The sequence below is a fragment of the Streptomyces sp. NBC_00335 genome, assembly GCF_036127095.1.
In the GTDB taxonomy this organism is placed as follows: domain Bacteria; phylum Actinomycetota; class Actinomycetes; order Streptomycetales; family Streptomycetaceae; genus Streptomyces.
On sequence record NZ_CP108006.1, the window covers coordinates 4875961 to 4900170 of the forward strand.

At 71.1% G+C, this 24210-nt stretch carries 24 protein-coding genes; 10 read left to right on the top strand and 14 right to left on the bottom strand.

Annotated elements, in window-relative coordinates:
* Positions 1 to 38: 38 nt before the first annotated feature.
* Together OHA37_RS22025 and OHA37_RS22030 are read left to right on the top strand one after the other, a co-directional pair.
* The gene (locus OHA37_RS22025; protein ID WP_266907815.1) at positions 39 to 485 is read left to right on the top strand and encodes a winged helix-turn-helix transcriptional regulator; all 447 of its coding nucleotides are present in this window, start codon (positions 39 to 41) and stop codon (positions 483 to 485) included.
* Positions 486 to 528: 43 nt separating this feature from the next.
* The gene (locus OHA37_RS22030) at positions 529 to 1323 is read left to right on the top strand and encodes a bestrophin-like domain (protein WP_266907817.1); all 795 of its coding nucleotides are present in this window, start codon (positions 529 to 531) and stop codon (positions 1321 to 1323) included.
* Here the strand turns inward: OHA37_RS22030 and OHA37_RS22035 are convergent.
* From OHA37_RS22035 to OHA37_RS22050, 4 genes are all read right to left on the bottom strand, one after another.
* Entirely contained in the window at positions 1320 to 1820 is a 501-nt protein-coding gene (locus tag OHA37_RS22035; RefSeq protein ID WP_266907819.1) for a GNAT family N-acetyltransferase, read from the bottom strand. The two genes, OHA37_RS22030 and OHA37_RS22035, sit on opposite strands and share 4 nt — an antisense overlap.
* Positions 1821 to 2032: 212 nt before the next feature.
* Positions 2033 to 2431, bottom strand: a complete 399-nt coding sequence (locus OHA37_RS22040) for a VOC family protein (RefSeq protein ID WP_266907821.1) — start codon at positions 2429 to 2431, stop codon at positions 2033 to 2035.
* Positions 2432 to 2452: 21 nt separating this feature from the next.
* Positions 2453 to 3568, bottom strand: coding sequence for a sigma-70 family RNA polymerase sigma factor (locus tag OHA37_RS22045; protein WP_443046194.1), 1116 nt, complete (start codon positions 3566 to 3568; stop codon positions 2453 to 2455).
* A gap of 16 nt (positions 3569 to 3584) precedes the next feature.
* Positions 3585 to 4226 carry a LysE family translocator gene (locus OHA37_RS22050; protein ID WP_266907823.1) on the bottom strand — a complete coding sequence of 214 codons (642 nt, stop codon included), beginning with the start codon at positions 4224 to 4226 and terminating at the stop codon, positions 3585 to 3587.
* Between the two features lie 656 nt (positions 4227 to 4882).
* Here OHA37_RS22050 and OHA37_RS22055 point away from each other — a divergent pair.
* The 3 genes from OHA37_RS22055 (at position 4883) to OHA37_RS22065 (ending at position 6617) form a co-directional block, all read left to right on the top strand.
* On the top strand, positions 4883 to 5419 hold the full coding sequence (locus OHA37_RS22055; protein WP_266907824.1) for a GNAT family N-acetyltransferase: 537 nt from the start codon (positions 4883 to 4885) through the stop codon (positions 5417 to 5419).
* A gap of 3 nt (positions 5420 to 5422) precedes the next feature.
* On the top strand, positions 5423 to 5854 hold the full coding sequence (locus OHA37_RS22060) for a GNAT family N-acetyltransferase (RefSeq protein ID WP_266907825.1): 432 nt from the start codon (positions 5423 to 5425) through the stop codon (positions 5852 to 5854).
* Positions 5855 to 6011: 157 nt separating this feature from the next.
* Positions 6012 to 6617: a hypothetical protein gene (locus OHA37_RS22065; RefSeq protein ID WP_266907826.1), complete on the top strand. Its 606-nt coding sequence runs from the start codon at positions 6012 to 6014 to the stop codon at positions 6615 to 6617.
* Between the two features lie 9 nt (positions 6618 to 6626).
* On the opposite strand, the gene OHA37_RS22070 is transcribed toward OHA37_RS22065, so the two are convergent.
* A complete protein-coding gene (locus OHA37_RS22070; RefSeq protein ID WP_266907827.1) occupies positions 6627 to 7058 on the bottom strand; it encodes a DUF6069 family protein in 432 nt (143 codons plus the stop codon).
* Between the two features lie 753 nt (positions 7059 to 7811).
* Here OHA37_RS22070 and OHA37_RS22075 point away from each other — a divergent pair.
* Positions 7812 to 9566, top strand: a complete 1755-nt coding sequence (locus tag OHA37_RS22075; RefSeq protein ID WP_266907828.1) for a hypothetical protein — start codon at positions 7812 to 7814, stop codon at positions 9564 to 9566.
* Positions 9567 to 9614: 48 nt separating this feature from the next.
* Here the strand turns inward: OHA37_RS22075 and OHA37_RS22080 are convergent, their stop codons facing one another.
* The 3 genes from OHA37_RS22080 to OHA37_RS22090 all read right to left on the bottom strand — a co-directional run bounded on the left by OHA37_RS22080 (position 9615) and on the right by OHA37_RS22090 (position 12488).
* Complete coding sequence (locus OHA37_RS22080) at positions 9615 to 10475, bottom strand: TIGR03619 family F420-dependent LLM class oxidoreductase (protein WP_266907829.1); 861 nt, start codon at positions 10473 to 10475, stop codon at positions 9615 to 9617.
* Positions 10476 to 10589: 114 nt separating this feature from the next.
* Positions 10590 to 11858, bottom strand: a complete 1269-nt coding sequence (locus tag OHA37_RS22085) for an ADP-ribosylglycohydrolase family protein (RefSeq protein WP_266907830.1) — start codon at positions 11856 to 11858, stop codon at positions 10590 to 10592.
* A 252-nt stretch (positions 11859 to 12110) separates the two neighbouring features.
* On the bottom strand, positions 12111 to 12488 hold the full coding sequence (locus OHA37_RS22090) for a peptidase inhibitor family I36 protein (protein WP_266907831.1): 378 nt from the start codon (positions 12486 to 12488) through the stop codon (positions 12111 to 12113).
* A 299-nt stretch (positions 12489 to 12787) separates the two neighbouring features.
* Here OHA37_RS22090 and OHA37_RS22095 point away from each other — a divergent pair, with 299 nt between their 5' ends.
* The gene (locus tag OHA37_RS22095) at positions 12788 to 13870 is read left to right on the top strand and encodes a tyrosine-protein phosphatase (RefSeq protein WP_266907832.1); all 1083 of its coding nucleotides are present in this window, start codon (positions 12788 to 12790) and stop codon (positions 13868 to 13870) included.
* A 76-nt stretch (positions 13871 to 13946) separates the two neighbouring features.
* Here the strand turns inward: OHA37_RS22095 and OHA37_RS22100 are convergent, their stop codons facing one another.
* The 3 genes from OHA37_RS22100 to OHA37_RS22110 form a co-directional block, all read right to left on the bottom strand.
* Complete coding sequence (locus tag OHA37_RS22100) at positions 13947 to 16538, bottom strand: bifunctional FO biosynthesis protein CofGH (protein WP_266907833.1); 2592 nt, start codon at positions 16536 to 16538, stop codon at positions 13947 to 13949.
* Positions 16539 to 16578: 40 nt separating this feature from the next.
* Positions 16579 to 17370 (bottom strand): SDR family oxidoreductase, encoded by a 792-nt coding sequence (locus OHA37_RS22105; RefSeq protein WP_266907834.1) that lies wholly within the window; start codon positions 17368 to 17370, stop codon positions 16579 to 16581.
* Between the two features lie 108 nt (positions 17371 to 17478).
* Positions 17479 to 18240: a DeoR/GlpR family DNA-binding transcription regulator gene (locus OHA37_RS22110; RefSeq protein ID WP_266907835.1), complete on the bottom strand. Its 762-nt coding sequence runs from the start codon at positions 18238 to 18240 to the stop codon at positions 17479 to 17481.
* 89 nt (positions 18241 to 18329) lie between these two features.
* Here OHA37_RS22110 and OHA37_RS22115 point away from each other — a divergent pair, with 89 nt between their 5' ends.
* Positions 18330 to 19661 (top strand): MFS transporter, encoded by a 1332-nt coding sequence (locus tag OHA37_RS22115; RefSeq protein WP_266907836.1) that lies wholly within the window; start codon positions 18330 to 18332, stop codon positions 19659 to 19661.
* Positions 19662 to 19693: 32 nt separating this feature from the next.
* The gene (locus OHA37_RS22120) at positions 19694 to 20311 is read left to right on the top strand and encodes an HAD family hydrolase (protein WP_266907837.1); all 618 of its coding nucleotides are present in this window, start codon (positions 19694 to 19696) and stop codon (positions 20309 to 20311) included.
* A 21-nt stretch (positions 20312 to 20332) separates the two neighbouring features.
* On the opposite strand, the gene OHA37_RS22125 is transcribed toward OHA37_RS22120, so the two are convergent.
* Positions 20333 to 21526, bottom strand: a complete 1194-nt coding sequence (locus tag OHA37_RS22125; RefSeq protein ID WP_266907838.1) for an aminotransferase-like domain-containing protein — start codon at positions 21524 to 21526, stop codon at positions 20333 to 20335.
* Positions 21527 to 21654: 128 nt separating this feature from the next.
* Between OHA37_RS22125 and OHA37_RS22130 the strand changes: the two genes are divergently transcribed.
* Positions 21655 to 22500: a hypothetical protein gene (locus OHA37_RS22130; protein WP_266907839.1), complete on the top strand. Its 846-nt coding sequence runs from the start codon at positions 21655 to 21657 to the stop codon at positions 22498 to 22500.
* Positions 22501 to 22691: 191 nt separating this feature from the next.
* Here OHA37_RS22130 and OHA37_RS22135 read toward each other — a convergent pair whose 3' ends face one another.
* Together OHA37_RS22135 and OHA37_RS22140 are read right to left on the bottom strand one after the other, a co-directional pair.
* Complete coding sequence (locus OHA37_RS22135) at positions 22692 to 22901, bottom strand: DUF397 domain-containing protein (RefSeq protein ID WP_266907840.1); 210 nt, start codon at positions 22899 to 22901, stop codon at positions 22692 to 22694.
* 184 nt (positions 22902 to 23085) lie between these two features.
* Positions 23086 to 23970: a helix-turn-helix domain-containing protein gene (locus OHA37_RS22140; protein WP_266907841.1), complete on the bottom strand. Its 885-nt coding sequence runs from the start codon at positions 23968 to 23970 to the stop codon at positions 23086 to 23088.
* Between the last annotated feature and the right edge of the window lie 240 nt (positions 23971 to 24210).

Consider the following 24210-nt stretch of genomic DNA (forward strand, 5'->3'; position numbering starts at 1 on the left):
GGTGGTTACCGATCGGATACCGGCCTACCGTGTGGATCATGACCGAGAAGCAGCCGCCGTCTCCTGCACCCCTCGACCCCGAGATGTTCGACCCCGTGTGCCCCTCGCCCCTGGTGCCGTTCCGGATCGGTGACAAGTGGGCCACGCTGATCCTGCGCTGCCTCCAGGACGGCCCCCGCCGCTTCTCGGAGCTCAAGGTCCCGTTGCGCGAGATCACCGCCAAGTCCCTCACCCAGTCCCTGCGCGGGCTGGAGCGCGACGGCTTCGTGGCGCGCAGGGAGTACGAGACCCCGGCCCGCCGGGTCGAGTACGCCCTCACCCCGCTCGGCCGGGGACTGCTGGGCCCCTTGGACGCGGCGTGCGAGTGGACGCGGGAGCACTGGGACGAACTGCTCGATGCCCAGGAGGCGGGGGTGGGGGCCGCTCCGAGGGTGGTGGGGCCGGCGGGGCAGGATGGGCCGGCGCGCGGGAGCCGCTCGCGCTGATTTCTGGGCGGTCCCTCCCGACGGGGGCGTCGTTGGGCAGAACATGATCCTCTGGTTGCTCAATCACCTCAGCACGTTCTTCCTCGGCGTCCTCCTCGTCGGCGGCTTCGTCGCCCTCGCCATCGGCGGCAGCCTGGCCGCACGCCGCCGCTTCCCGCACCTCGCGGACGGCGACCACAACGAGATGGTCGGGGTGGCCCTCGGGATGTTCGGCGCGATCTACGGCATCATCCTCGCCTTCGTCGTCGTCACCCTGTGGACGCAACTGGAGAACACCCAGACCATCGTGGCGACCGAGGCCACCGATCTGGCCCTGGTCGTCCGCAGCGCGGAGGCGTTCCCGCCGGCCGAACGCGCCCGCGTGGACCGGGCGGTGGGGGACTACGTCCACGCCGTCGTCGAGATCCAGTGGCCCCTCATGCGCGAGGGCCGGCCCAGCTACGAGGCCACCGCCGACCAGACGCACGCCCTGTACACGGCGCTCCAGGCCTACGAGCCCTCCGGCCCCCGGAGCGAGACCTTCTACGCGGAGGCCGTCGGCCGCCTCAACGACGTGGCCGCACAGCGCCGGGCGCGCGTGACGATGGCCGAGACCTCACTGCCGCCGCTGCTCCAAGTGCTGGTGTACGGAGGCGCGTTCGTGATCCTCCCGCTCACCTTTCTCTTCGGGCTGCGGAGCCTGAAGATGCAGCTGCTGTTCGTCTCGGCGGTGGCGGGACTGATCGGCTTCAGCCTGCTGCTGGTGATGGCCCTCGACCGGCCCTTCGCCGGGGAACTGAGCGTGAGCGCGGCCCCGTTCAGGGAAGCGGCGCTGGCGCAGTTCTGGCCGCAGGGCTAGGGAGCGGGAGGGGTAGGAGGGGTAGGAGGCGCGGGAGGGGCGGAAGGAGCGGAGGCCGGATCGGTCAGTGACTTGAACAGGTGGACGTCCGCATGCCCGCCGGGGACGCCCGGGGTCCGACCGGTCTCGGCGTAGCCGTGGCGCTTGTAGAAGCCGGGAGCCTGAAACGTGAACGTGGAGACGGCGATGCGGTCGCAACCGCGTGTGCGTGCCTCCGTCTCCGCTGCCCGCAGGATCCTGTGGCCCCAGCCGTCCTCGCGGTTGTCGTCGCGCACCCACAGCAGGTCGATGCCGCAGAGACCGCCCCAAGTCCAGGCGGTCAGGCCGCCCACCAGTTCACCTGTTTCATCGGTGACCTTGACCGAGAACGCGCCGCGGTCGGACGCACCTGTGGCGGCCGAGTTGAAGGCGACCAGCTCCTCGGTCAGCCGGTCGTCGAGCCAGGTGTCGCGCCCGCCGGTGGTCAGGGAAGGGCCGGAATCGTGGTCGGTCGTCACGGCCGGGAAAGGGCCGGAATCGTGGTCGGTCGTCACGGCCGGGAAAGGGCCGGAATCGTGGTCGGTCGTCACGGCCGGGAAGGGCCGGAATCGTGGTCGGTCGTCACGGCCGGGAAAGGGCCGGAATCGTGGTCGGTCGTCACGGCCGGGAAAGGGCCGGAATCGTGGTCGGTCGTCACGGCGCGGAGTATGCCGGCCCGCCTGGCAGCCGCTCAGCCCCAGTCGCGGGAGGACAGTACGAGCTGGTAGCCGTCGGGGTCCGTGATGGTGACCCCGTAGGTGTCCCAGTACGGGTTGTGGGCGGGCGTACGGGTCCCGCCGTGCTCGACGAGCCGGGCCACGAGGGCCTCGTCGGGCTCCTTGCCCAGGTAGACGACGAAGAGGTCATCGGCGGTGGGGGAGGGCGCCACCGGGTTCTCGGGGTCATGAGTCAGCTCGAAGTGCCAGCCGCCCCCGAGGGGCCCGACCATCAGCAGGTCGTGCTCCCCGGAGACCCGCTCGGTGGAGCGCCACTGCACGTCGAGCCCCAGCCCTGCCACGTAGAACCGCTCGGCGGCGGCGAGATCGAGGGAGGGCCGGGCGATCCGGATGTGCACGCGTGAGTCGATCATGGGGGAGAGGCTACGGGCCCGTCAGACGAGGGGGTAGAGGTCGATGAGGTCCAGTCGGTCGGGATCGGTGAGCACGTCGATGGCGGCGATCCGGCCTTCGGTGACCGTGAAGGCCATCACCGACATCAGCCGGCCTTCGACCACGCACAGCACGCCGGCGGCCCCGTTGACGAGCACGGGGCGGACGAACGGGGCGAGCGCGCTGTAGAGGGCCGCCTGCGACCCCACGATCCGGGCACCCGTCAGCACCACCGACTGGCCGGCGCGCGCCACACCGCCGTCGGAACGCAGCACCACGTCGGGGTGGAGCAGGGTCAGGAGCGCGTCGAAGTCTCCGTCGCGGGTGGCCGCGAAGAACGCGCTGACGGCCGCGCGCTGCCGGGCCAGGTCCGGATCCGGCGCGGGCGCCTGCCCCTGGACGCGGCGCCGCGCACGGCTGGCCAGCTGCCGGGTGGCCGCCGGTGTCTTGTCGAGCATCAGGGCGATCTCGTCGAAGGGCACGGAGAACATGTCGTGCAGCACGAATGCCAGCCGCTCCGCCGGAGCGAGGGATTCGAGCACCACGAGCAGCGCCAGCCCGACGGAATCGGCCAGCAGTACTGCTTGCTCGGGGTCGACCACCGCGCCATGTCGGGCGAGGACGGGGTCGGGCATCCGGAGCGCGGGACCGTCCCGGTTCAGGCGGGCTGGCTGGGCTGGCTGGGCTGGCTGGTTCAGCCGGTCCAGCCAGCCCCGGTCGTCGAGGGAGTCCTCCCGGCGGGTGGCGCGGGCGCGCAGCCCGTTCAGACATAGTCGCGCGACGACCGTCGTCAGCCAGCCGCCTAGGTTCTCCACGTCGCTGATGTCGCTGATGTCGCTGGCATCGCCACGGCTCATGCGACTCAACCGCAGCCAGGCTTCCTGGACCGCGTCCTCGGCCTCACTGATCGACCCGAGCATCCGGTAGGCGACGGCTCGGAGGTGGGAGCGGTGTGCTTCGAAGCGGAGGGCTAGGTGGTGTTGGGGGTTTGGGTTCTGGGTCGTGTGTTCTGTCGTGTGTTCTGTCGTGCTTTTGGGTGCGGGTGCGGGTGCGGGCTCGGTTGTGTGCTTGCTCGCGTTCGTGTCCAGGTTCACTTCCACGCCCCCGTGTTGAGTCACCGACCGACCGGTCGGATCAGTCCTTGCGCCCGGTCGCGGCGATCGTCACACCCAGGCCGATCATTGCGAGCCCGCCGGCCCCGCCGACGGCGGAGAGCCGCTGCGGCGACCGCGAGAACCAGCTACGAGCGGTCGCGGCGACCATGCCCCAGGCGCAGTCGCAGACCACGGCGATGAGGTTGAACACGAGCCCGAGCAGCAGCATCTGGGCGGTGACGTGCCCCTGATCGCGGTCCACGAACTGCGGCAGGACGGCGGCGAAGAACACGATGGTCTTCGGATTGGCCACCCCGACGGCGAACCCTTCCCACAGGGACCGCCAGTTCCCGTACTCGGCTCCGCCGCCCGCCCCGAACTCCGCACGCAGTGCGTGCCGCTGCCGGAAGGCCTTGACCCCCAGGTAGACGAGGTACGCGGCACCCGCGAGCTTGAGCGCGGTGAAGAGGAGCACGGACCGCTCCACCACGGACCCCACACCGAAGGCCACGGCGACGACGAGCACGTACGCCCCCAGCGTGTTCCCCGCCACCGTGATCAACGCAGCCCGCCACCCCTGGGACAAGGCCCGCCCGATGACGAAGAGCACGCTCGGCCCGGGGATGAGGATCAGCAGCAACGACATGGCGGCGAACGCCAGCAGTCGGTCAGTGGACACCATGCGGTTCATCGTTCCGGAGCGGGGGTGGGAGGGGAAGGGGTTTTCTGGGGGGTGGGGGGCTGTGCTGCGGGTGGGTCCTTGGCTGCGTGGGGTTCGGGGGGCGTCCCGGCAGTCCAGTGTCCTTTCGGTGTGGGCCGGTCCCTCAAGGGCGCTCCCTTTGGTCGCGTCGCTTCGCGATGGCCTTCGGCCACCCTTGACCGACCGACCCACACCGAAACGCCACAAGACTTCCGGGATCCCCCCGGGGAATGGCCGGGGGGAGGAGTGGGGAGGAGCGGCCTCGTCTGAGATTCGCAGCCCCCTTCGGCCGGTGGGCATCTGTGCACGGATCCGGCAGGACCGTGAGCTCAGCCGGTACGGACGCGCGGGGCGATCAGAGCATCCAGGGCCGGGCGTCTGGACACCCTTCCCGTGACCGTCGACCGCCACCCCGAGCGCAAGGTGGACCACGGGCCCCTCAGGGTCGGTGGGCGCGACAGATCGCTACACAGTCCTTCTCGGCTTAGCGGCTGGCGGCCGTCTGTGGCTGATCCAGAGGGGGCGGAAACATAGGCAGTGCCCTGGTGGAGGAGCTGCTCAAGGCGAGCGAGAACGCCGGCGCCTTCCGTTGATCTAATGAGTTGCCGTCCGACAGTGCGGTCGGATAGGAAACCTGCATGCTAAAGGGCAACACGGTTGGGCTCAGGGCCCGGCACGAGGACGACATTCCGATCCTGCACGCAGGCCTCCACGACGACGTGGTCACCGCCTCGCGGTCCACGGGCAGCCCGTGGCGACCGCTCATGGCCGGCTCGAAGGCCCTGTCGTTCATGGTCGACGACAGTGCAGCGGGGCACGTCCCGTTCTCCGTGGTGGATCTGGAGAGCGGCGCGCTGGTCGGTACCGCGACGCTGTGGGGCATCGACAACCACAGCCGGTCCGCGCACGTCGGGCTCGGGCTGCTGCCCGACTCTCGGGGCAAGGGGTACAGCACCGACGTGGTCGCGGTCCTGTGCCACTACGGCTTCGTCGTACGCGGCCTGCACCGGCTGCAGGTCGAGACGCTGGCCGACAACCCTGCGATGCTCCGCGCCGCCGAGCGCAACGGCTTCGTCCGCGAGGGCGTGCTGCGCTCCTCGGCCTGGGTGATGGGCGAGTTCCTGGACGAGGTCCTCCTCGGCCTCCTGGCCCAGGACTGGAACCCGAAGGCGTAGCCAATGGGGGACTGGGAGATGCGGCCGGCTTCGGTGGAGGACGTCGAGGCGGTGGCCGAGTTGAGGGCCGTCGTACTGCGGGCCGATCTGGAGCGGCTCGGACGGTACGACGAGCAGTGGGTGCGGCAGCGGCTGCGGGACGGGTTCGAGCCCGCGCACACCTGGGTGATCGAGGTGGACGGTACGTTCGCCGGCTGCGTGGCGCTGCGCCCGGCCGAGGACGCCCACTGGCTGGAGCACTTCTACCTGGCCCCGCACCTCCAGGGCAGAGGCATCGGTGCCGCCGTACTGCGCGACCTGCTGGAGCAGTGCGACCGCAGGGTCCGGCTGAACGTCCTGCAGGGCAGTCCGGCCCGGGGGTTGTACGAGCGCCACGGATTCAGACTTGAGGCCGAGGATCCAGTGGACGTGTTCATGCTGCGCGAGCCCCACTGAAGAGCTCGTGATCGTAAAGACGAACTGAACTTCCTTGCCGCGCTGTTGGGGTCACCTTGGCGGGCCGAGTATGCGGAATTGGACACGGTTTGCCGTGGGCATGACGGTCGATCTAAAGTCGCGGCCGTTCAAGGTCATTTACGAGAGACACGGTCACATGCGCATCAAGTCCCTGCCGGTACTGGCCACGGCCATCGCCGCCCTCCTCACGCTCACCGCCTGCGGCAGTGACGGGGGCGAGAACCCGGCCTTCGGCGGCATGGGCCAAGCCACCGGAGCCACCTCTTCGAAGGAGAAGGGTTTCAAGGGCCTGCCGAAGGCGGGCAGCATGGCCGCCGCCGCCCGCATCGTCAACATGTACACGGATTGCAGCCAGGTCAGGCCCCTGCTCGACAGTTACGACGGCTCCGACGGGGACCCCAACTCCAAGTACGACGAGTCCTACTCCGTCACGGAGCGCGGCTACTGCGACAGCGAGGGCAGTACCAGCATCGTCATGATCAAGGATGCCAAGGTCTTCCAGACCGCCTACAAGGCCGAGATCGACAAGGAGAACGGAGGCGGAAACGCCGACACCGGACCCGTCGTCGGCCAGGACTTCGCCGCCGGGTCCGATGACGCGGACGTCATGGTCGCCATGGTCGCCCCACACACCGGCCTGATGGTCCTCAACTGCTACCCCAACTTCAATCCGCCGAGCGGCTACCGGAAGGAACCGGCCCTGGTGAAGGGCTGCTTCCTCACCGACTACTTCAAGGACTGAAGGGCGAACTCACCGCCGGTGGAGCTGCACCATGGCGACGACCGCCACGCCGAGGGTGATGTGCATCAGGGACAGGGCCGCGACGGTACCGCCATCGGCGCCGGACGACAGCGGCCCGGCAACCGACAACAGCGCCAGCCCGCCGCCCACGTACTGCGCGATCCGCAGGAAGACCGGCTTCCACAGGGCCAGCAAGAAGGCCACGCCCGTCCCGACGACCAACGGGACGACGGAGGCCCCCATGACTCCCCCGACGGTGATCGGGTGCTCTGTACCGCCATCGACGATGACGAGCGGGGCCCCAGCCAGCTTGGCGACGGCAAGAACGATCAGATTGACCACAACCGCACCACCCACGCCAACGCCAAGCGCCTTCCACCAGCTGAGGCCGGAACGACGGACCGAAGCGGGGACGGAAATCGGAACGGCATTACTGGACATGGGACTTCCTCCAACGCATGAAGTGTCGCGCCGCCTTACGGCCAGCGTCATACGAGAAAGCCTCCAACCTGAACCTCGCTTGAGGTCAACCCCCCTCCCCACGTCCCGACCCCTCTAGATCAGCCACAGCCGGTCGCCAGTCGCTAAGCCGAGCGAGAGTACGTAGCGATCTGTCGCGCCCACCGGCCCTGAGGGGCTTGTGAGCGTCCTTGCGCTCTGGGTGGCGGTCGACGGTCGCGGGAAGGGTGTCCAGACGCCCGGCCCTGGATGCTCTGACCGCCCCGCGCGTCCGTACCGGCTGAGCTCACTGTCCTGCCGGAGCCCTATCCGGATGCCCTTTGGGCGAAGGGGGCTGCGCAACTCAGACGAGGCCGCTCCTCCCAAGGTCCTCCCCCCGGCCATTCCCCGGGGGGATCCCGGAAGTCTTGTGTTTTTCCGTGGTGGGACGGTCCGTCAAGGGTGGCCGAAGGCCATCGCGAAGCGACGCGACCGCAGGGAGCGCCCTTGACGGACCGTCCCACCACGGAAGGACGCTCGACTGCCGGGACGCCGCCCGGCCCCCACGCAGCCACCGCCCAACCCGCAGCACAGGCCCCCACCCCCCACCCCCCACACCCCCCACCCCCCACACCCCCCACCCCCCACACCCCCACCCCGACCCACCTCCCAAACCGCCTCGGGAATCCGTACAACCATCTGCCCCAGTCGGCCGTCAACCCATCCGTAGTCCGATCGGTGTGACGAGGGGTGACCGTGAACAGCAGGCTCAAGAGGGGCATCAAGAGCGGCATGACGGCCGTGGCGACGGCAGTCGTCTTGGCGACCGTGGGGGCGACGGTGGCGCCTACCGCCATGGCGGCGACCGGCACTCCGGGCGGCACCAGCGCACCGGACGCGCCGGCCGAGTTGCTGGCAGAGCTGGCGGAGCGGGCGCAGCCCTCTGCGGGTCCGGCGACGAAGGCCGGCATGGATCCGAACGTCGGCGCGTTCCGGCGCGCCGGGACCAATGAGTTCATCGTCTACTTCGAAGACGACTGGAGCACCAGCGCGGTCCGGGTCGACGTGCGCCGGGTGGGCAGCGATGAGGTCGTCGCCGTCGTGGACACCTTCGACTACTGGGACGGGAGCTCCGGCGAGTCCGGCGTACCCGACGACCCGAGCTATTACGTGGGCAATGACGACCCGCTCGTCCTCGACGCCATGGGGGACTACGAACTGGACGTGGTCACGAAGGACCGCAACGGACAGGAACAGACCAGGCGCAGCGCCGGACGCTTCACCTACGCCCTCGACGCCAAGTTCGAGGTGCAGTCCAGCCAGGAGGAGTTCTCGCTGGACGACCTCGACACCACGGTCACCGGATCCGTCACCGCGGTCGACCCGACCACCGGGGAACGGAAGCCGCTGGCGGGCGCCGCTGTGCGTGCCCAACTCGGCTGGGGCGCGGCCAACGTCATCACCGACGCCCAGGGGAAGTTCACCACCCCGGTCGCCGCACGCGGCACGGAGAAGGACCTGAGCCTCTCCGTCACCCTGCTCAGCGGCAACGAGGTGGCCGGGACGGCCCCCGCCCGGATCCGGGCTCAGAAGGCCGCGCTGACGATGTCCACCACCACCCCCCTCACCGTGCGGTGGGGGACCGCCATCGCCCTGCGCGGCAAGCTGATGCGCCAGGCGGACGACGGCACGATCAAGCCCGCCGCCGGGCGCGGCGTGAAGGCCGTGGGGTCGCCCGCGGGCCACTACGACACGGAAGCCGCCGTGAACGCGGACGGGAGCTACACGCTCTCGCCGCACGTCGTCAGTGCAGGCACCTGGGCCGTGTCCATCAACGACGCCTGGCTGATCGCGGACGGCACCCGTACCGCGACCGTCGCGAAGGTCACCCACACGACCAAGGTCGTGGAGGAGAAGATCGCCGCCACCGACGTCTACGGCAGGATGACGATGACGGGGAAGGTCCTCGTCGACGGTTACACCACCCAGAAGGCGAAGCTTGAGATCGAGTTCCAGAGCGGGAACTACTGGTACGGCCGCCAGAGCCTGGAGGTGCCCTTCAACGAGACGTTCACCGTGACGGTGAACCCGGTGCATAGCCGCAAGATCACCGGCTGGCGGATAAAGAGCTACGGGAGCAGCAACATCGCCCCCAGCACCGGCACCAAGGTGCTCACCCACCCCAGGGTCATCGAGACCCGGACCACCAGCATGAAGTTCGGACCGCGCGGCGTGAAGAAGGGCGAGCAGCTCTACGTCTCCGGAGTCCTCCAGACCGCGAGCGACAAGGGATACGTCCCGTACGCCGGCCAGAAGGTCCGCTACTACTTCCGGCCCGACGGCTCCACCGTCTGGAAGGAAATGGGCACCTCCGTCTCCCTTTCCAACGGAGCCGTGGGCAAGAAGTTCACCGCACAGACCAGCGGCACCTGGCGCATCCGCTTCATCGACCCCGATGCCACCCACCTGGCCAACAACAGCTACGAAGGCCGCATCGAAGTCACCGGCTGAACAAGCCGACAGCCCAGTACCTCTCCCTCTTCACTCTTCCCGTCCCCCTCAGAGGTACTGGGCGAACCCGTCCAGGATCCGCAGGATCTCCTCCTCGCCCTCCGAAGGGAGCTGGAGGACGACCTCCTCGATGCCCAGGTCGGCGTAGTGGGACATCTTGCCGGGGGTGGGCTGGACGGCGTACGGGACCACCTGGAGGGACTTGGGGTCGCGGCCCGCGGCCTCCCAGACCTGGCGCAGCGCCGGGAGGGACTCCGTGAGGCCGCCGCCGCCGATCGGGAGCCAGCCGTCGCTGTGGTCGGCGATGGCTGCGAAGAGCTTCGGGCCGGCCTGGCCGCCGATCAGGGTGCGCGGGCCGTACAGGGGGACGCCCGGGGCGAGTTCGCGCGGGGGCTGGACCGGCTTCGGGTGGGCCGAGCTGGCCTGGACGGAGGAGAACTGGCCCACGTACGCGGTGGGGTGCGGGGACCACAGGTTCCGCATCAGGGCCATGCGGTCGCGGACCAGTTCGCGGCGGGTCCGCCACTCGACTCCGTGGTCGGCGGCCTCCTCGACGTTCCAGCCGTAGCCGATGCCGAGGGTGACGCGGCCGCCGGACAGGTGGTCCAGCGTGGCGACCTGCTTCGCGAGGTCGATGGGGTCGTGCTGGGCGACGAGGGTGATGCCGGTGCCGAGGTGGAGCCGCTCGGTGACGGCGGAGGCCTGGCCGAGGGCGACGAAGGGGTCCAGGGTGCGGCCATACATCTCCGGGAGTTCGCCGCCCATGGGAGCGGGGGTGACGCGGCTGACCGGGATGTGGGTGTGTTCGGGGAGGTAGAGGCCCGAGAAGCCGCGTTCCTCCAGCGCGCGGGCGAGCGGGACGGGAGCGATGGTGCGGTCGGTCAGGAAGACGGTCGTGGCGATCCGCATGTGCGCTGACACCTCCGTGGTCTGGGGAGGGCCAAAGTACGGCTTCGCGCGTGCGGAGGGCAGGGGCGTGCGTCGGCCACGGCCGTGGCGGTGGTCACGGCGGTCCCCCCGGCGTCAGCCCCGCGGATACCGGCTCAGCCAGATGGCGGAGGCCGCCGTCGGCCCGTGGAGGGCGGGGCCCTGGGTCATCTCCAGGGCGAAGTCGTCGGCGAGTTCCAGGACCGTGGCGCGGCCTTCGAGGCCGGCGAGCCAGGCCGCCGGGAGGGCCGTTTCGCCGTGCTGGGCGCCGAGCAGGGAGCCGCACAGGGCGCCGGTGGCCGCGGAGTCGCCCCCGTGGTTGACCGCGAGGCGCAGGCCGTGTGCCACGTTCTCGGCGACGAGGGCGCAGTACACGGCGATGGCGAGGACCTCCTCGGCCTGGCGGCCGTGGCCGGGGGACAGGGCCTCGACCGTCTGCGGCGACGGGACGCCCGTGGTGACGGCGCCGAGCGCGCGCTGCAGGGCGTCCGTGACGGGCTGGTGGCCGGGGCGGACGCCGAGCAGGCCCAGCGCGCGCTGGACGGCCGAGTCGAGGGATTCGCCGCGGGTCAGGCCGTGGACGATGACGGCGTGGGCTCCGGCCGAGAGGTACGCGGTGGGGTGTCCGTGGCTCTGCGCGGCGCATTCGACGGCGAGCTGGAGGACCAGGGCCGGCTCCCAGCCGACCAGCAGCCCGAAGGGGGCGGAACGGGTGGCGGCCGCCGGGTCCAGGGCGGTCGGGTTCTTCGGCTGGGCGAGCGTGCCGAGGACTCCGTCGGCGAAGCCGGTCAGGCAGGAGCGGTCGGGGGAGCGGCGGGCGTAGAGCCACTCCTCCTGTGCGAGCCAGCCGTTGTCCTCGCGGCGCTCGTCGGGGCCCCAGTCGTGCTGGGTGAGGGCCCAGCGCAGGTACGCGCGGTGTACGTCGGTCGGCGGGTGCCAGGCGCCGGTGTCCCGGCGCACGTGGGCCCGTATCAGGCCGTCCACGGTGAACAGGCCGAGCTGGGTGGCGGCGGTCACCGTGGCGCGGGGGGCCGGCTCGGTGAGGCCCGCCGGGCCGTGGGCCGTGAGCAGTTCGGGGAGGGAGAGGGCGACGGCGGGTGCGCCGAGGGCGTCGCCGATGGCCGAGCCGAGGAGGGTTCCTCTGACGCGGCTGCGGAAGTCCTGCTGCTCGGTGCGGCCCCAGAGGCCGGTGGTGACGGCGGCGCGGCCGCCGATGGTGGCTCCGGCGGCGGGGCCCGTGGCGGGGCCGAGGCTGGTTCCGGAGGCTCCCGGGGCTCCGCCGGTGGGCGGGGGCGCTGCCGGGAGGGGCTGGGCCGCCCCGGGCCTGCTCTGATGCTCCCCGGACGTTTCCGTCGCCGTGTCCATGTCGATCCCCCCGGACTGCACGCGCGTGCTCTGGCGGGCACTGTAGTGGACAGCCTCGATCGAGTCCGGAAGTGGTCGGTCACACGGGCGATATGCGATCGCGGAACGGCTGGTTTCCGCCGGTCCTCCGGTCCGGGGCAGGGGGCGGGCGGGGGCTGGGGTGCGCGTGCCCCGCATGCCTCCGCGCGCGGCCGGAAGCCCGCGGGCGCGGTACTTCGGCACCCACGGGCGGGTTCTAGCCGGGCGGGGTGCTCAGCAGACCGTCACCCACAGGGAGCTGATGTTGTCGTTCCGGTTGTACTGGGAGGTGTTGCCCTTCCAGTTGCCCACCGGCCACGTGGAGCCCTGCTTGTTGGTGTCCAGGTACGTACAGACCGTTTTGCCGGTCCTGTTCCATACCGAGGAGACCTTGTCGTTCAGGCGGTAGTCGCCCAGGTTGTTGGTGCCGCTGCGGAAGTACGCCGCTCCGCCGTATCCGTTGTCGTGCTCGTAGACGCAGAACTCGCCGACCTCGCAGTTCCGCCAGGGCGTCTCGGCGGCGGGTGCCGCCGCCGCCGGTGCGGTGAGTGCTGCGGACACGGCCAGGCCCGCCGCAGCGGTGAAGGTGAGGAGGGAGCGTCGCGTTGACATCACAAGATCCGCCTTTGGTCGGGAACATGTGGATTCCTTCCCTCCACTAGAGCAGCTGGAGGCCGGGGGCCGCCCACGAGAACAAGCCGTTCTTACGGCCCATAACGGGGCATCTCCTGCTCAGGCGTGCAGATGTGACGTTTCTTCCCGGATCTCATAGGCGTGAAGTCGGCGGGTACAGGACCTCGTTCCCTCGCCGATCAGGTGGATGGCACGTTTTGACAGTGGACTTACACCCGGTCGATTTCGGCCATGCAGAGTTCACGTTGCGTTATTCGGAGGCCAAGAGTCTCGGGGGCATGAAGAAGGCACTGCTCGCCGCGACCGTCGTCGCCTCCACGTTCACCGTCGCCATCGTCGCGGCCCCCGTCGCCTCCGCCTCCGGATGGGACCTCCCCTGGGGCGGCCGGCACCACGGCAACTCCTCCATTCCCTTCACCGAGGCCACCGTCACCGCCGGTGCCGACGGCGCGTACACGCTGAAGTGGAACGCCAAGGGCACCAAGCGCGTGGAGATCAAGGCGAACGGCAAGGTCGTCGCCAAGGGCGGCGCCCAGGGCGAGGCGGTGGTCAGCGGGCTGCCCGCCGCCGACCGGCAGTGGTTCGACTTCGAGCCCGAGCGCGGCGAGGGCCTGCGCCTGGCCGACCGGCTGATCAAGCTGGACGGCACCACCAACTTCCGTGACGCGGGCGGCTACCGCACCACGAACGGCCAGTGGGTCAAGATGGGCGAGATCTACCGCTCCGACGCCCTCAACAAGCTCACCGACAACGACCTCGCCAAGCTCCAGCGCCTGCGCGTCAAGACGATCTTCGACCTCCGCATGGAGAGCGAGCGCACCAAGGACGTGGACAAGGTCCCGGCCGGCGCGCACCACATCGTCGCCGATGTCTTCGCGGGCTCCGGCTCCTTCGAGACCATGCCCAAGACCCCCGACGAGGCCGTCAAGGCCATGGTCGACGCCGAGAAGGCCATGGTCAGCGGCGAGGGCGGCAAGAAGGCCTACACGCAGGTCTTCGAGGGCATCGAGCGCGACCGCAACCGCTCCGTCCTGTTCCACTGCACCGCGGGCAAGGACCGTACGGGCTGGGCGAACGCCTCCCTGCTGACCGCCCTCGGCGTGCCGAGCGAGACCGTGATGGCCGACTACCTGGCCAGCAACGACTACCGCAAGGCCGCCAACGACGCGATCCTCTCGCACCTGCCGGCCTCGCACGCCGCCGTCTACAAGCCGCTGCTCGACGTCCGCCCGGAGTACCTGAACGCCGGGTACGACGAGGTCACCGCCAAGTACGGCACCTTCGACACCTACCTCAAGACCGGCCTCGGCATCGACGGCCACGAGCTGAAGCAGCTGAAGAAGGACCTCCTGGTCGGCTGAACGCATCCGACCCCGACGTGCGGGCCCTGCCGGGCCGTCCCACCGGCCGGGCCCGCACGGGTGTGTGGGGTCCGCGTCAGTCCAGGACCGGCAGCAGTTCCGGCAGGTGGCCGTCCGAGGCGCGGGCCGCGGCCTGGCGTTCCTCCGGGACCTCGCCGTAGAGGGTCGTACGGGCCTTCGCGGGCCGGCCGGCCGCCTCGGCGACGGCGATCAGGTCCTGCACGGACTTGTACGAGCCGTAACTCGATCCCGCCATGCGGGAGATGGTCTCCTCCATCAGGGTCCCGCCCAGGTCGTTGGCGCCCGAGCGGAGCATCTGCGCCGCGCCCTCCGAGCCCAGCTTCACCCAGCTGGTCTGGATGTTGGTGATGTGGGGGTGGAGCAGGATGCGGGCCATCGCCGTCACCGCGCGGTTGTCGCGCACCGTCGGGCCGGGGCGGGCGATGCCCGCCAGGTAGACGGGGGCGTTGGTGTGGATGAAGGGCAGCGTCACGAACTCCGTGAAGCCCTCCACACCCTTCGCCCGCGCGTCCTGCTGCATGCGGGCCAGCGTGCGGAAGTGGCCCAGCCAGTGCCGGGGCTGGTCCACGTGGCCGTACATCATGGTGGAGGAGGAGCGGATGCCGAGCTCGTGCGCGGTGGAGACCACGTCGATCCAGTCCGCCGTCGGCAGCTTGCCCTTGGTGAGGACCCAGCGGACCTCGTCGTCCAGGATCTCCGCCGCGGTACCGGGGATGGAGTCGAGGCCGGCCTCCTTGGCCGCCGTCAGCCAGTCCCGTACCGACATCCCCGTGCGCGTCGCCCCGTTGACGACCTCCATCGGGGAGAAGGCGTGCACGTGCATGCCCGGCACGCGCTCCTTCACCGCCCGCGCGATGTCGAAGTAGGCCGTCCCCGGCAGGTCCGGGTGGATGCCGCCCTGCATGCACACCTCGACCGCGCCCACGTCCCAGGCCTGGGCGGCCCGGTCGGCGACCTGGTCGAGGGAGAGGGTGTACGCGTCCGCGTCGGTGCGGCGCTGCGCGAAGGCGCAGAACCGGCAGCCGGTGTAACAGACGTTGGTGAAGTTGATGTTGCGGGTCACGATGTACGTGACGTCCTCGCCCACCACCGACTTGCGCAGGTCGTCCGCGATCCGGCACAGCGCGTCCAGCGCCGGGCCGTCCGCGTGGAGCAGGGCGAGCGCCTGCTCGTCGGTGAGCTTCGTCGGATCGTCGGCGGCCTGCGCGAGCGCCCCCCGCACGTCGGTGTCGATGCGCTCGGGGACCATCCCGGGGGCCGCGGCCTCGCGCAGGGCCTCCCAGTCGCCGTAGACCTCGTCGAAGTCGTCGCGGCGGTCGCCGGTACGGCCCTGCGTGTCGATGGTGGTGTGCAGGTCGGTGCGGCCGTAGGCGGTGAAGGCCTCGTCCGGCTCCTGCCACGGCCGGCCCTCGACGGTCGCCGACTCGTCCGCGAGCCCGCTGTCCGCGTCGGCCAGGGCGCGTACGTGGGGCAGCAGGCGGGGGTCCAGCCAGGGCTCGCCGCGCTGGAGGAACTCCGGGTAGATGGTGAGGCGTTCGCGGAGCGCGAAGCCGGCGGCCGCGGTGCGCTCGGCGAGCTCCTCGATGTGCGGCCAGGGGCGCTCGGGGTTCACGTGGTCGGGGGTGAGCGGGGAGACCCCGCCCCAGTCGTCGATGCCGGCGCCGATGAGCAGCGCGTACTCGGAGTCCACCAGGTTCGGCGGGGCCTGGATGCGGGCGCTCGGGCCGAGGATGTGGCGGGCCACGGCGATGGCCGCGGCGAGCTCCTCCAGCTCCGCGTCGGGCATGCCGCGCATGGCCGTGTCGGGCTTGGCCCGGAAGTTCTGGACGATGACTTCCTGGATGCCGTGGTAGCTGCGCTGGATCCGGCGCAGCTCGAAGAAGGCGTCCGCGCGCTCCGCGTAGGACTCGCCGATGCCGATCAGCACCCCGGTGGTGAAGGGGACGTTGGAGCGGCCCGCGTCCTCCAGGACGCGCAGCCGGACGGCCGGGTCCTTGTCGGGGGAGCCGTGGTGGGGGCCGCCGGGCTCGGACCACAGCCGGGTGGCGGTGGTCTCCAGCATCATCCCCATCGACGGGGCCACCGGCTTGAGGCGCTGCAGGTCCGACCAGGACAGCACGCCGGGGTTGAGGTGCGGGAGGAGGCCGGTCTCCTCCAGGACGCGGATGGCCATGGCGCGCACGTAGGCGAGGGTGTCGTCGTAGCCGTGCGCGTCGAGCCACTCGCGGGCCTCGGGCCAGCGGTCCTCGGGCCGGTCGCCGAGCGTGAACAGGGCTTCCTTGCAGCCCATGGCCGCGCCCTTGCGGGCTATGTCGAGGACCTCGTCGGGGGAGAGGTACATGCCGTGGCCCTCGCGGCGGAGCTTGCCGGGGACCGTGACGAAGGTGCAGTAGTGGCACTTGTCGCGGCACAGGCGGGTGAGGGGGATGAAGACCTTGCGCGAGTACGTGATGACGCCGGGCCGGCCGGCGGCTTCGAGTCCGGAGTCCCGCACCCGGGCGGCGGAGGCGGCGAGGTCCTTCAGGGCCTCGCCGCGCGCCTGGAGGAGCACGGCCGCCTCGGTCGCGTCGAGCGCGACGCCGTCGCGGGCGCGGCGGAGCGCGCGGCGCATCGAGTTCTCGGTCGGAGCGTCACTCGGAGTGGTCATGGCCCGAGCATACGATCCGCTCGCGCGCGCACGGAGGGGCTCATCGCATCAGCTCCCCGGCGTTGACCAGCAGGGACTGGCCGGTTATCGCCCGTGCCCGGTCGGAGGCGAGGAATGCGGCGGCGTCGGCGACGTCCCCGTCGGTGGCCAGGTCCGGCAGCGCCATGCGGTCGGTGAGGCGGGAGTGCACCTCCGCCTCCGGCACGCCTTCGGTGTGCGCGGTGAAGGTGACGAAGGCCTGGACCGGGGGTCCCCACATCCAGCCGGGGAGGACGGTGTTCACGCGGATGCGGTGCGGGCCGAGCTCGCGGGCCATGGAGTACATGGCGGAGGTCAGCGCGCCCTTGGAGGCGGCGTAGGCGGCCTGCTGCACCTCGTTGGGGGAGGCGATGGCGGACTGCGTGCCGATGATGACGACGGAGCCGCCGGCGCGCTTCAGCGCGGGCAGGCAGGCGCGGGTCATGCGCAGGGTGCCGAGCAGGTTCACGTCGAGGATCTGCTGCCAGGTGCCGAAGTCGGCGTCCTCCAGGCCTCCGAAGTACGAGTCCCAGGCGGCGACGTGGACGACGGCGTCGATGCCGCCGAAGCGGTCGGTGGCGAGGGCGGCGAGGGCCTCGCACTGGCGCTCGTCGGAGATGTCGGTCGGCAGGTACGCGGTGTGCGTGCCGTCGGGGTCGATCTCGGCGGCGGCCTTGGCGAGGTTGGCCTCGGTCCGCGCCCCGAGCACGGCGTTGCCGCCGTCGCGGACGACGGTGGCGGCGACCTGGTGGCCGAGGCCGGCGCCCACGCCGGAGACGATGACGGTCTTGCCCTGCAGCAGTAGCGGCGACATGGTGCGGCCTCCTGACGACCCGGGGGATCTGACGGGGCGTCAGGGTACGGGGCGGGGCGCGGGGAGGGAAGGGGGCGGGCGGCGCCGTCGCCGTCGCCGAAGGCCCGTTCAGGCGGTTCTGACGACGGTCCCGGCGCTTTCCAGTGCGGCCACCTCGGCGGGGGCTGCGGTGGTGTCGGTGACGAGGGTGTGCAGGAGCGTCGAGGGGCCGACGTGGGCGTAGGCGGTGCGGCCGAGCTTGCCGCCGTCCGCGGCGACGATGGTGCGGCGGGCCACGGCGATGCCCGCCTTCTTCACCGCGGCGTCGTCGAGGTCGTAGGCGGTCAGGCCGTCGGCCGCGCTCAGCCCGCAGCAGCCGATGACGGCGGTGTCGAAGCGCAGGGCCGCCAGTGAGGCGAGGGTGAGGGGGCCGGTGAGGGCCTGCTCCGCGGCGCGGGGCTGTCCGCCGGGCACCACCAGCGTGGCCCGGCCGGGCGTCTCGCTGAGCAGGTGGATGGCCTGCAGGGACAGGGGCATCACGGTGACGGGCCGCTCGCGCAGGAGCCGGGCGACCTCCAGGCAGGTGGTGCCGCTGTCCAGCAGCACGCTCTCGCCGTCGGCGATGAGTGCGCAGACCTCGGCCGCGATCCGGCGCTTGGCCTCGACCGCCTCGTGCGCGCGCAGCGCGAAGGGCGGCTCCTCGCCCCTGAGCATCAGGGTGCGCGCCCCGCCGCGGACGCGTTCGAGGGCGCCCTGGGCGGCCAGGGCATCGAGGTCGCGCCGGATGGTCATCTCGGAGGCCCCGGTCAGCTCCGCGAGCTCCTGGACCGTGGCGCTGCCCGAGTCCCTGACGGCCTTCGCGATCAGCCCGTGCCGGTCTGCGTTGCTCATGTCGCGATTGAACACCATCAAGCTCCGAACATTCAAAATGTTCGATAGTGCTGTTTACGAACATCAATCATGTTCGTTATGGTGGCCGCATGGAACGTTCGCTGCGAACCGCCCGAGTGGCGACCTACGTCTACTTCGTCCTGTGCGGCACCCTGATGGGCGCATGGGTGGTGCACATCCCCGCCATCGAGGAGCGCGTGGGCATCAGCCACGCGGCCCTGGGCGGCCTGCTGGTGCTGCTCGGGCTCGGGGCCTTCCTCGGGATGCGCGTGGCCGGCGGGCTGACCGACCGGCTCGGCGCACGCGTCGTGATCCCCGCCGCCGGCGTACTGTGCGGCGCGACCCTGGTGCTACCCGGTCTCGCCCGCGAGCCGTGGACACTGGCGGGCGCCCTGCTGGTCTTCGGCTTCTGCAACGGCTGTCTGGACGTCGGCATGAACGCCCACGCCGTGCACGTGGAGAAGGCGTACGGCCGGCCCGTCATGTCGGGCTTCCACGCCACCTTCTCGGTCGGCGGCGTCCTGGCCGCGCTCGTCGCGGCGGGCGCCGTGAGCGCCGGCCTGAACCCGGCCGCGGCCCTGGCCGCCACGGGAGCCGTGGGCATCGTGATCGCCCTGGCCGCGGCACGGTCCCTGCTGTCGACCGCTCCTGCCGCCTCCGCTACAGCCCCCGCCGCCTCCGCCCCCGCCGCCTCCGCCCCCGCCGCCTCCGCCGCCGACAGCGGCCCGGCGGAGGGGGCCGGGGCGCCACCGGCCGCAGCGCGCCACAGCGCCGCCGGGCGCATCCGGCTCCTCGCCGTCCTCGCGCTGATGGTCATGCTCTGCGAGGGCGCCGCCAACGACTGGAGCGCCCTGCACCTGAAGGACGTACTCGGCGCTTCCGCCGCCACGGCCGCCTTCGCGTACGGCACCTTCGCGGCGTCCATGACCGCCGGCCGGCTGCTCGCCGACCGCTTCGTCTCCCGGTTCGGCTCCGTGGCGATCCTGCGCCACGGCGCCGCCACGGCCGCCGTCGGCATCACGCTCGTGGCCCTCGGCCCGTGGATGTGGACCGCGTTCACCGGCTGGGCACTGTTCGGTCTGGGCCTGTCGGGCTGTGTCCCACAGCTGTTCAGTGCGGCCGGGCACGCCGACCCGGCCGCCGCCGGCGCCAACGTCTCCCGGGTCGCGGGGCTCGGCTACGTCGGCATGCTCGCCGGCCCCGCCGTCATCGGCTGGCTGTCCCACCTCGTCGCCCTGAACCACGCCTTCGTCCTGCTGACCCTGCTCTGCGGGACCACCGCCGCGGCCGCCGGGGTCCTGCGCACCGGATCCGACCGCAACCGCCCGAGCCCGACCCCCTCCGCGCCGCACACCCCCGCGCCGCACACCCCCTCGGCTCACACCCCCGCCGCTCGCACCGCCCCAGGAGCTCCGGAATGAGCAGCTCACCCCCTGCGGAAGGAACCCCCGCCATGTCCACGGACCGCCCCATCGTGCTGTTCGACCTCTTCGGCGTCATCGCACGCCACCAGCGCCCCGGCGCCATGGACGCGATGGCCGCACTGAGCGGCGCGCCCACGGACGCCTTCGCCGCCGCCTACTGGGACTGCCGCCGGCCCTACGACGCCGGAGAGTTCTCCGCGTCCCGGTACTGGACGGCCGTCCTGCGCCGGCTGGCACGCCCCGACCACCCCGACACCGTCGAGGAGCTGCGGCTCGCCGACATCGACAGCTGGTCGCGCGTCGACGAGCGCATGGTCGCCTACGCGCAGTCCCTGCGGGAGGTCGCCGAGGTCGCCCTGCTGTCCAACATCCCCGCCGATCACGCGGACGCCTTCCTCGCCGCCCAGCCCTGGCTGCACCAGCTCGACCACGTCGCCTTCTCCGGGAAGATCCGCGCGGCCAAACCGGACCCGGCGGCCTTCCGGCACTGCGTCGCCGCCCTGAAGGCCGACCCCGCCGACTTCCTCTTCGTCGACGACCGCGACGAGAACGTACGCGCGGCGCGGGCCCTCGGCATGAGCGGACACGTCTTCACCGGGCACGCCGAGCTGGCAACCGCCCTCGACGCCTGGCTGCCGGCCCGGTGACCACGGCCCGTCCGGCGAGGCTCAGGCTCCCGCCAGCCTGCGCAGGCCCTCCTCGATCTCCTCCGGCGTGTGCGTCGTGAACGACAGGCGCAGGGTTCGGGGGTCCGGGGTCGCGGCGAAGAAAGGGGCTCCGGGGACGAAGGCGACGCCCCGCGAGGTGGCCGCGCGGAGGAGGGGGGTCGCGTCGTGGCCTTCGGGGAGGCGGGCCCAGACGAACATGCCGCCCTCCGGGCGGTTCCACGTGGAGCCCGGGGGCAGGGCGTCGGGCAGGCCCGACAGGAGGGCGTCGCGCCGGATCCGGTACGCGTCGCGGACCCGCGCCACGTGGGCGTCCAGGTCCACCGTCCGCAAGTACTCCGCCGCCGCCAGCTGGTCCACCGTCGAGGTGTGCAGGTCCGCCGCCTGCTTCGCGAGGACCGCCCCGCGCAACAGCGCGGCGGGGGCGCGCAGCCAGCCGAGCCGGAGGCCGGGGGCCATCACCTTCGAGAAGCTGCCGAGGAGCGCGGTGCGGTCCTCGGCCCCCGGGTGCGCGGCGAGCCAGGGCAGTTCGCGGCCCTCGTAGCGGAGGTCTCCGTACGGGTCGTCCTCCAGCAGCCACAGCCCGAGCCGGGCCGCGAGCGCCGCGATCTCCGCGCGGCGGGCGGCGGGGAGGGTGCGGCCGGTCGGGTTCTGGAAGGTGGGGACCGTGTAGAGCAGCTTGGGGCGTTCGCGGGCGATCAGCTCCGCCAGCGCGTCCGGGAGGATGCCCTCGTCGTCGCAGGGCACGGGGATCACCCGGGCGCCGGCGAGCCGGAACCCCTGGAGGGCCGCCAGGTAGGTGGGGTCCTCGACGAGCACCGCGTCGCCCGGCTCGATCAGCGCGGTCGTGATCAGGCCGAGCCCCTGCTGCGATCCGGTGGTGATCAGCAGGTCGTCCGCGGTGGTCGCCGGCCCGCGCCGGTCGATCCGGGCGGCCACCGCCGTGCGCAGTTCGGGGGCGCCCTCGGTGGTCGAGTACTGGAGGGCGCGCCGGGCGGACCGCGCGAAGGCGGAGTCGTACGCGGCCCGCAGGCCCTCGGTGTCGAAGAGTTCGGGCGCGGGCAGGCCGCCGGCGAAGGAGATCATGCCGGGCTGCGCGGTGACGGCGAGGATCTCGCGCACGGCGGAGGGGGCGGTCGTACGGATCCGGGCGGCGAAGGGCGGCGGAGCGGTGGACGCGGGCGCTGAGGCGGGCACGAGGTCTCCTTCGGGAGGCGGGTGCGCGCATCGTAGCGGCGGGAAAGTGTAGATGGCACCTATGTATCGGATGCTGAACTGCGGCCAGGGGCTCCCTATCTGACGTCACATCAGCTAGACCGTGTTCCATGACAGCAGACGAGCGGAACACCCGGGCCGACGACTACGCCGAGCTCGCCTCGGTCGGCCCCTACGGAGTCCACCCCGGCCACGCGCTGATCACCATGGTCGAGCCGCACCCGGGCCACGAGTTCGCGTACAACCGCTGGTACGAGGACGACCACTACTACGCCGGCGCCATGGCCATGCCCTGGATGTACGCCGGCCGCCGCTGGGTGGCCACCCGCGAGCTCCAGGAGCTGCGCTACCCGGAGAAGTCGGCCGTGGCCCAGCCCGTGACCGCCGGGTGCTACATCTCCACGTACTGGGTCACCGCGGGCCGCTACGACGAGCACATGAAGTGGACCGTCGGCATCAACAAGCGCCTCAACCGCGACGGCCGCGTCTACCAGGACCGCACCCACGTCTTCACCGCGTTCCAGGACCACGAGGCCACCGTCTACCGGGACGGCGCCGCCGGCCCCCGCGACTTCCACGCCCTCGACCACCCCTACGGCGGGCTCGTCGTCCAGGTCGTCGACGCGGAGGGCCCGGAGCAGCGGGCCGAGCTGCTGGAGTGGCTGCGCTCGCGCGCCCTGCCGAAGCGGCTGGCCGGTTCCCCGGCCGCGATGGTCACGGTCTTCCGGCCGACCCCGCTGCCCGGGGACCGGATGACGTACGTGAAGCAGGTGGAGGGCGTCGACACCCGGCTGACCCTGCTGTGGTTCCTGGAGGACGACCCGCGCAGCTGCTGGGACCGGTTCCAGGGGCTGGACGCCGAGGTCGCGGAGTCGGGGCTGGGACGGGTGGAGCTGGTGGCGCCCTTCATCCCCACGGTGCCGGGGACGGACCGGTACGTCGATCAGCTGCGGTAGGCCGGGCGTCCGGGCCTCCGGACATGGCCGAGCCCCCTCGGCAGGCGACGGCGGGCCGGTCGAGAGGGCTCCAGTCAGTGGTGCAGGTGGTGCTGGTGGCGCTAATCGTGCGGTGGATCCGGATCTGGATCTGGATCCGGCTCCGGTGCCGCGGATCGTGTGACGGCCGGCGGGGAGGGGCACCTCGACGTTCAGGCGAGGCGCCCCAGGCGGCCCTCGGTCACGTCGGCGACGAACGAGGTCCAGGAGCCGGGCGCGAAGGTGAGGGACGGACCGTCCTGCACCTTCGAGTCGCGGACCGCGATGGACTCCATGACGGGGGACTTGACCTCGACGCAGGCGCCGTTGGCGGAGTACGAGGACTTGGTCCAGTTTTCCGTTGCACCTTGACGAATAGCCATGTTTCTCTCCGGTTCAGCGAGTGGTTCCGGTTTCATGTCGGCCATTGATCCGGCTGACGTGATCGACGCTACCGGCAGCACCCCTGGTGCGAAGGGGGCGTTCACCCGACCGAGTGGCATATTCCATTCAGGCCTTCTGCGGCCGGGGAGTGACGGTGTACCGTACGGGCCCTTTCGCAGGACCTCACTTTTCCTTGCCCGCGAAGTCCTCGATGATCTGCGCGATGAACTGCCTCGTCTGCTCCACATTGTGGGCCTGTGCGCGCAGATGTTCGTACATCACGCTGTATTTCTGGACGTCGTTGGCCTTCTCCAGGTAAAGGTCGCTCGTCACGCCTTCGATGTAGACCACCGTCGAGTCCGAGGCGTCCGGGAATTCCAAAATGGCGTACTGGCCGTTGACGCCCGGGTGGGCTCCCACCGAGAAGGGCATCACCTGGACCGTCACGTGCGGCTTCTCCGACTGCTCTATCAGGAACTCCAGCTGCCTGATCATGAGCTGCGCATCGCCCACGTACCGCCGCAGGGCGGCCTCGTCGATGACCGCCCACAGGCGCAGCGGTCCGATCTCGGGATTGCTGTTCTCGGTCTCGTGCAGCCGCTTCTGGCGGTGCATCCGGACCTGGACGCGCTTCTCCACGTCGACGGGAGCCGTCTCCGGCCATGCGCCGCGGACGAGCGACTGGGCGTACTCCGGGGTCTGGAGCAGGCCCGGGATCACCAGGGGTTCGTAGGTGCGCAGGCTGGCGGCGTCCGTCTCCAGGCCGATGTAGACGCTGTACGGGATGTCGCCGAAGGCGTGCCACCAGCCCTGCTGGCGGGAATCCTTGGCCATCTGCATGAGGGAGTCGACGAGCCGCCTGTCCTCGACCTCGTAGACGTCGCACAGATCGCGGACGTCGCGCTGGCTGATGGAACGGCGGCCGTTCTCCAGCCGGCTGATCTTCGACTGGGAGACGAGCAGGCGTTCCGCGACCTGCTCGGCCGTCATGCCCTTGTCCTCGCGCAGTTTGCGCAACTCCATGCCCAGTCGGCGGCGTCGGACGGTGGGATTGACATTGGACGCCACGTGAACGGCACCTCCGCCTTCTTCTGTTGCTGTCTCTTTGCTGTCTCTCTGCGTGTCTGCTGGTGAGCAGACTGCCACCGAAGCACGTGATCTCGCTGGGGAACGGGCGGGAAAAGCAAACGCGCGGGCCGACGGAGCCGGCGTACCGGCCCCGTCGCCCCGCGCGTCGGCGGTTGCGATTACTGCTGCCCTGCTTGCCCTGCCTGCCTTGCTTGCCTTGCTCGCCCTACGTGTCCTGCC

What these genes read in the sequence shown, in the direction of transcription:
- OHA37_RS22115 (WP_266907836.1), top strand. Translation starts at nt 18,330, where the DNA reads ATGGAACGTTCGCTGCGAACCGCCCGAGTGGCGACCTACGTCTACTTC.
- OHA37_RS22080 (WP_266907829.1), bottom strand. Translation starts at nt 10,475, where the DNA reads ATGCGGATCGCCACGACCGTCTTCCTGACCGACCGCACCATCGCTCCC.
- OHA37_RS22090 (WP_266907831.1), bottom strand. Translation starts at nt 12,488, where the DNA reads ATGTCAACGCGACGCTCCCTCCTCACCTTCACCGCTGCGGCGGGCCTG.
- OHA37_RS22060 (WP_266907825.1), top strand. Translation starts at nt 5,423, where the DNA reads ATGGGGGACTGGGAGATGCGGCCGGCTTCGGTGGAGGACGTCGAGGCG.
- OHA37_RS22105 (WP_266907834.1), bottom strand. Translation starts at nt 17,370, where the DNA reads ATGTCGCCGCTACTGCTGCAGGGCAAGACCGTCATCGTCTCCGGCGTG.
- OHA37_RS22130 (WP_266907839.1), top strand. Translation starts at nt 21,655, where the DNA reads ATGACAGCAGACGAGCGGAACACCCGGGCCGACGACTACGCCGAGCTC.
- OHA37_RS22100 (WP_266907833.1), bottom strand. Translation starts at nt 16,538, where the DNA reads ATGACCACTCCGAGTGACGCTCCGACCGAGAACTCGATGCGCCGCGCG.
- OHA37_RS22070 (WP_266907827.1), bottom strand. Translation starts at nt 7,058, where the DNA reads ATGTCCAGTAATGCCGTTCCGATTTCCGTCCCCGCTTCGGTCCGTCGT.
- OHA37_RS22050 (WP_266907823.1), bottom strand. Translation starts at nt 4,226, where the DNA reads ATGGTGTCCACTGACCGACTGCTGGCGTTCGCCGCCATGTCGTTGCTG.
- OHA37_RS22065 (WP_266907826.1), top strand. Translation starts at nt 6,012, where the DNA reads ATGCGCATCAAGTCCCTGCCGGTACTGGCCACGGCCATCGCCGCCCTC.
- OHA37_RS22110 (WP_266907835.1), bottom strand. Translation starts at nt 18,240, where the DNA reads ATGAGCAACGCAGACCGGCACGGGCTGATCGCGAAGGCCGTCAGGGAC.
- OHA37_RS22120 (WP_266907837.1), top strand. Translation starts at nt 19,694, where the DNA reads ATGTCCACGGACCGCCCCATCGTGCTGTTCGACCTCTTCGGCGTCATC.
- OHA37_RS22095 (WP_266907832.1), top strand. Translation starts at nt 12,788, where the DNA reads ATGAAGAAGGCACTGCTCGCCGCGACCGTCGTCGCCTCCACGTTCACC.
- OHA37_RS22055 (WP_266907824.1), top strand. Translation starts at nt 4,883, where the DNA reads ATGCTAAAGGGCAACACGGTTGGGCTCAGGGCCCGGCACGAGGACGAC.
- OHA37_RS22040 (WP_266907821.1), bottom strand. Translation starts at nt 2,431, where the DNA reads ATGATCGACTCACGCGTGCACATCCGGATCGCCCGGCCCTCCCTCGAT.
- OHA37_RS22135 (WP_266907840.1), bottom strand. Translation starts at nt 22,901, where the DNA reads ATGGCTATTCGTCAAGGTGCAACGGAAAACTGGACCAAGTCCTCGTAC.
- OHA37_RS22025 (WP_266907815.1), top strand. Translation starts at nt 39, where the DNA reads ATGACCGAGAAGCAGCCGCCGTCTCCTGCACCCCTCGACCCCGAGATG.
- OHA37_RS22030 (WP_266907817.1), top strand. Translation starts at nt 529, where the DNA reads ATGATCCTCTGGTTGCTCAATCACCTCAGCACGTTCTTCCTCGGCGTC.
- OHA37_RS22085 (WP_266907830.1), bottom strand. Translation starts at nt 11,858, where the DNA reads ATGGACACGGCGACGGAAACGTCCGGGGAGCATCAGAGCAGGCCCGGG.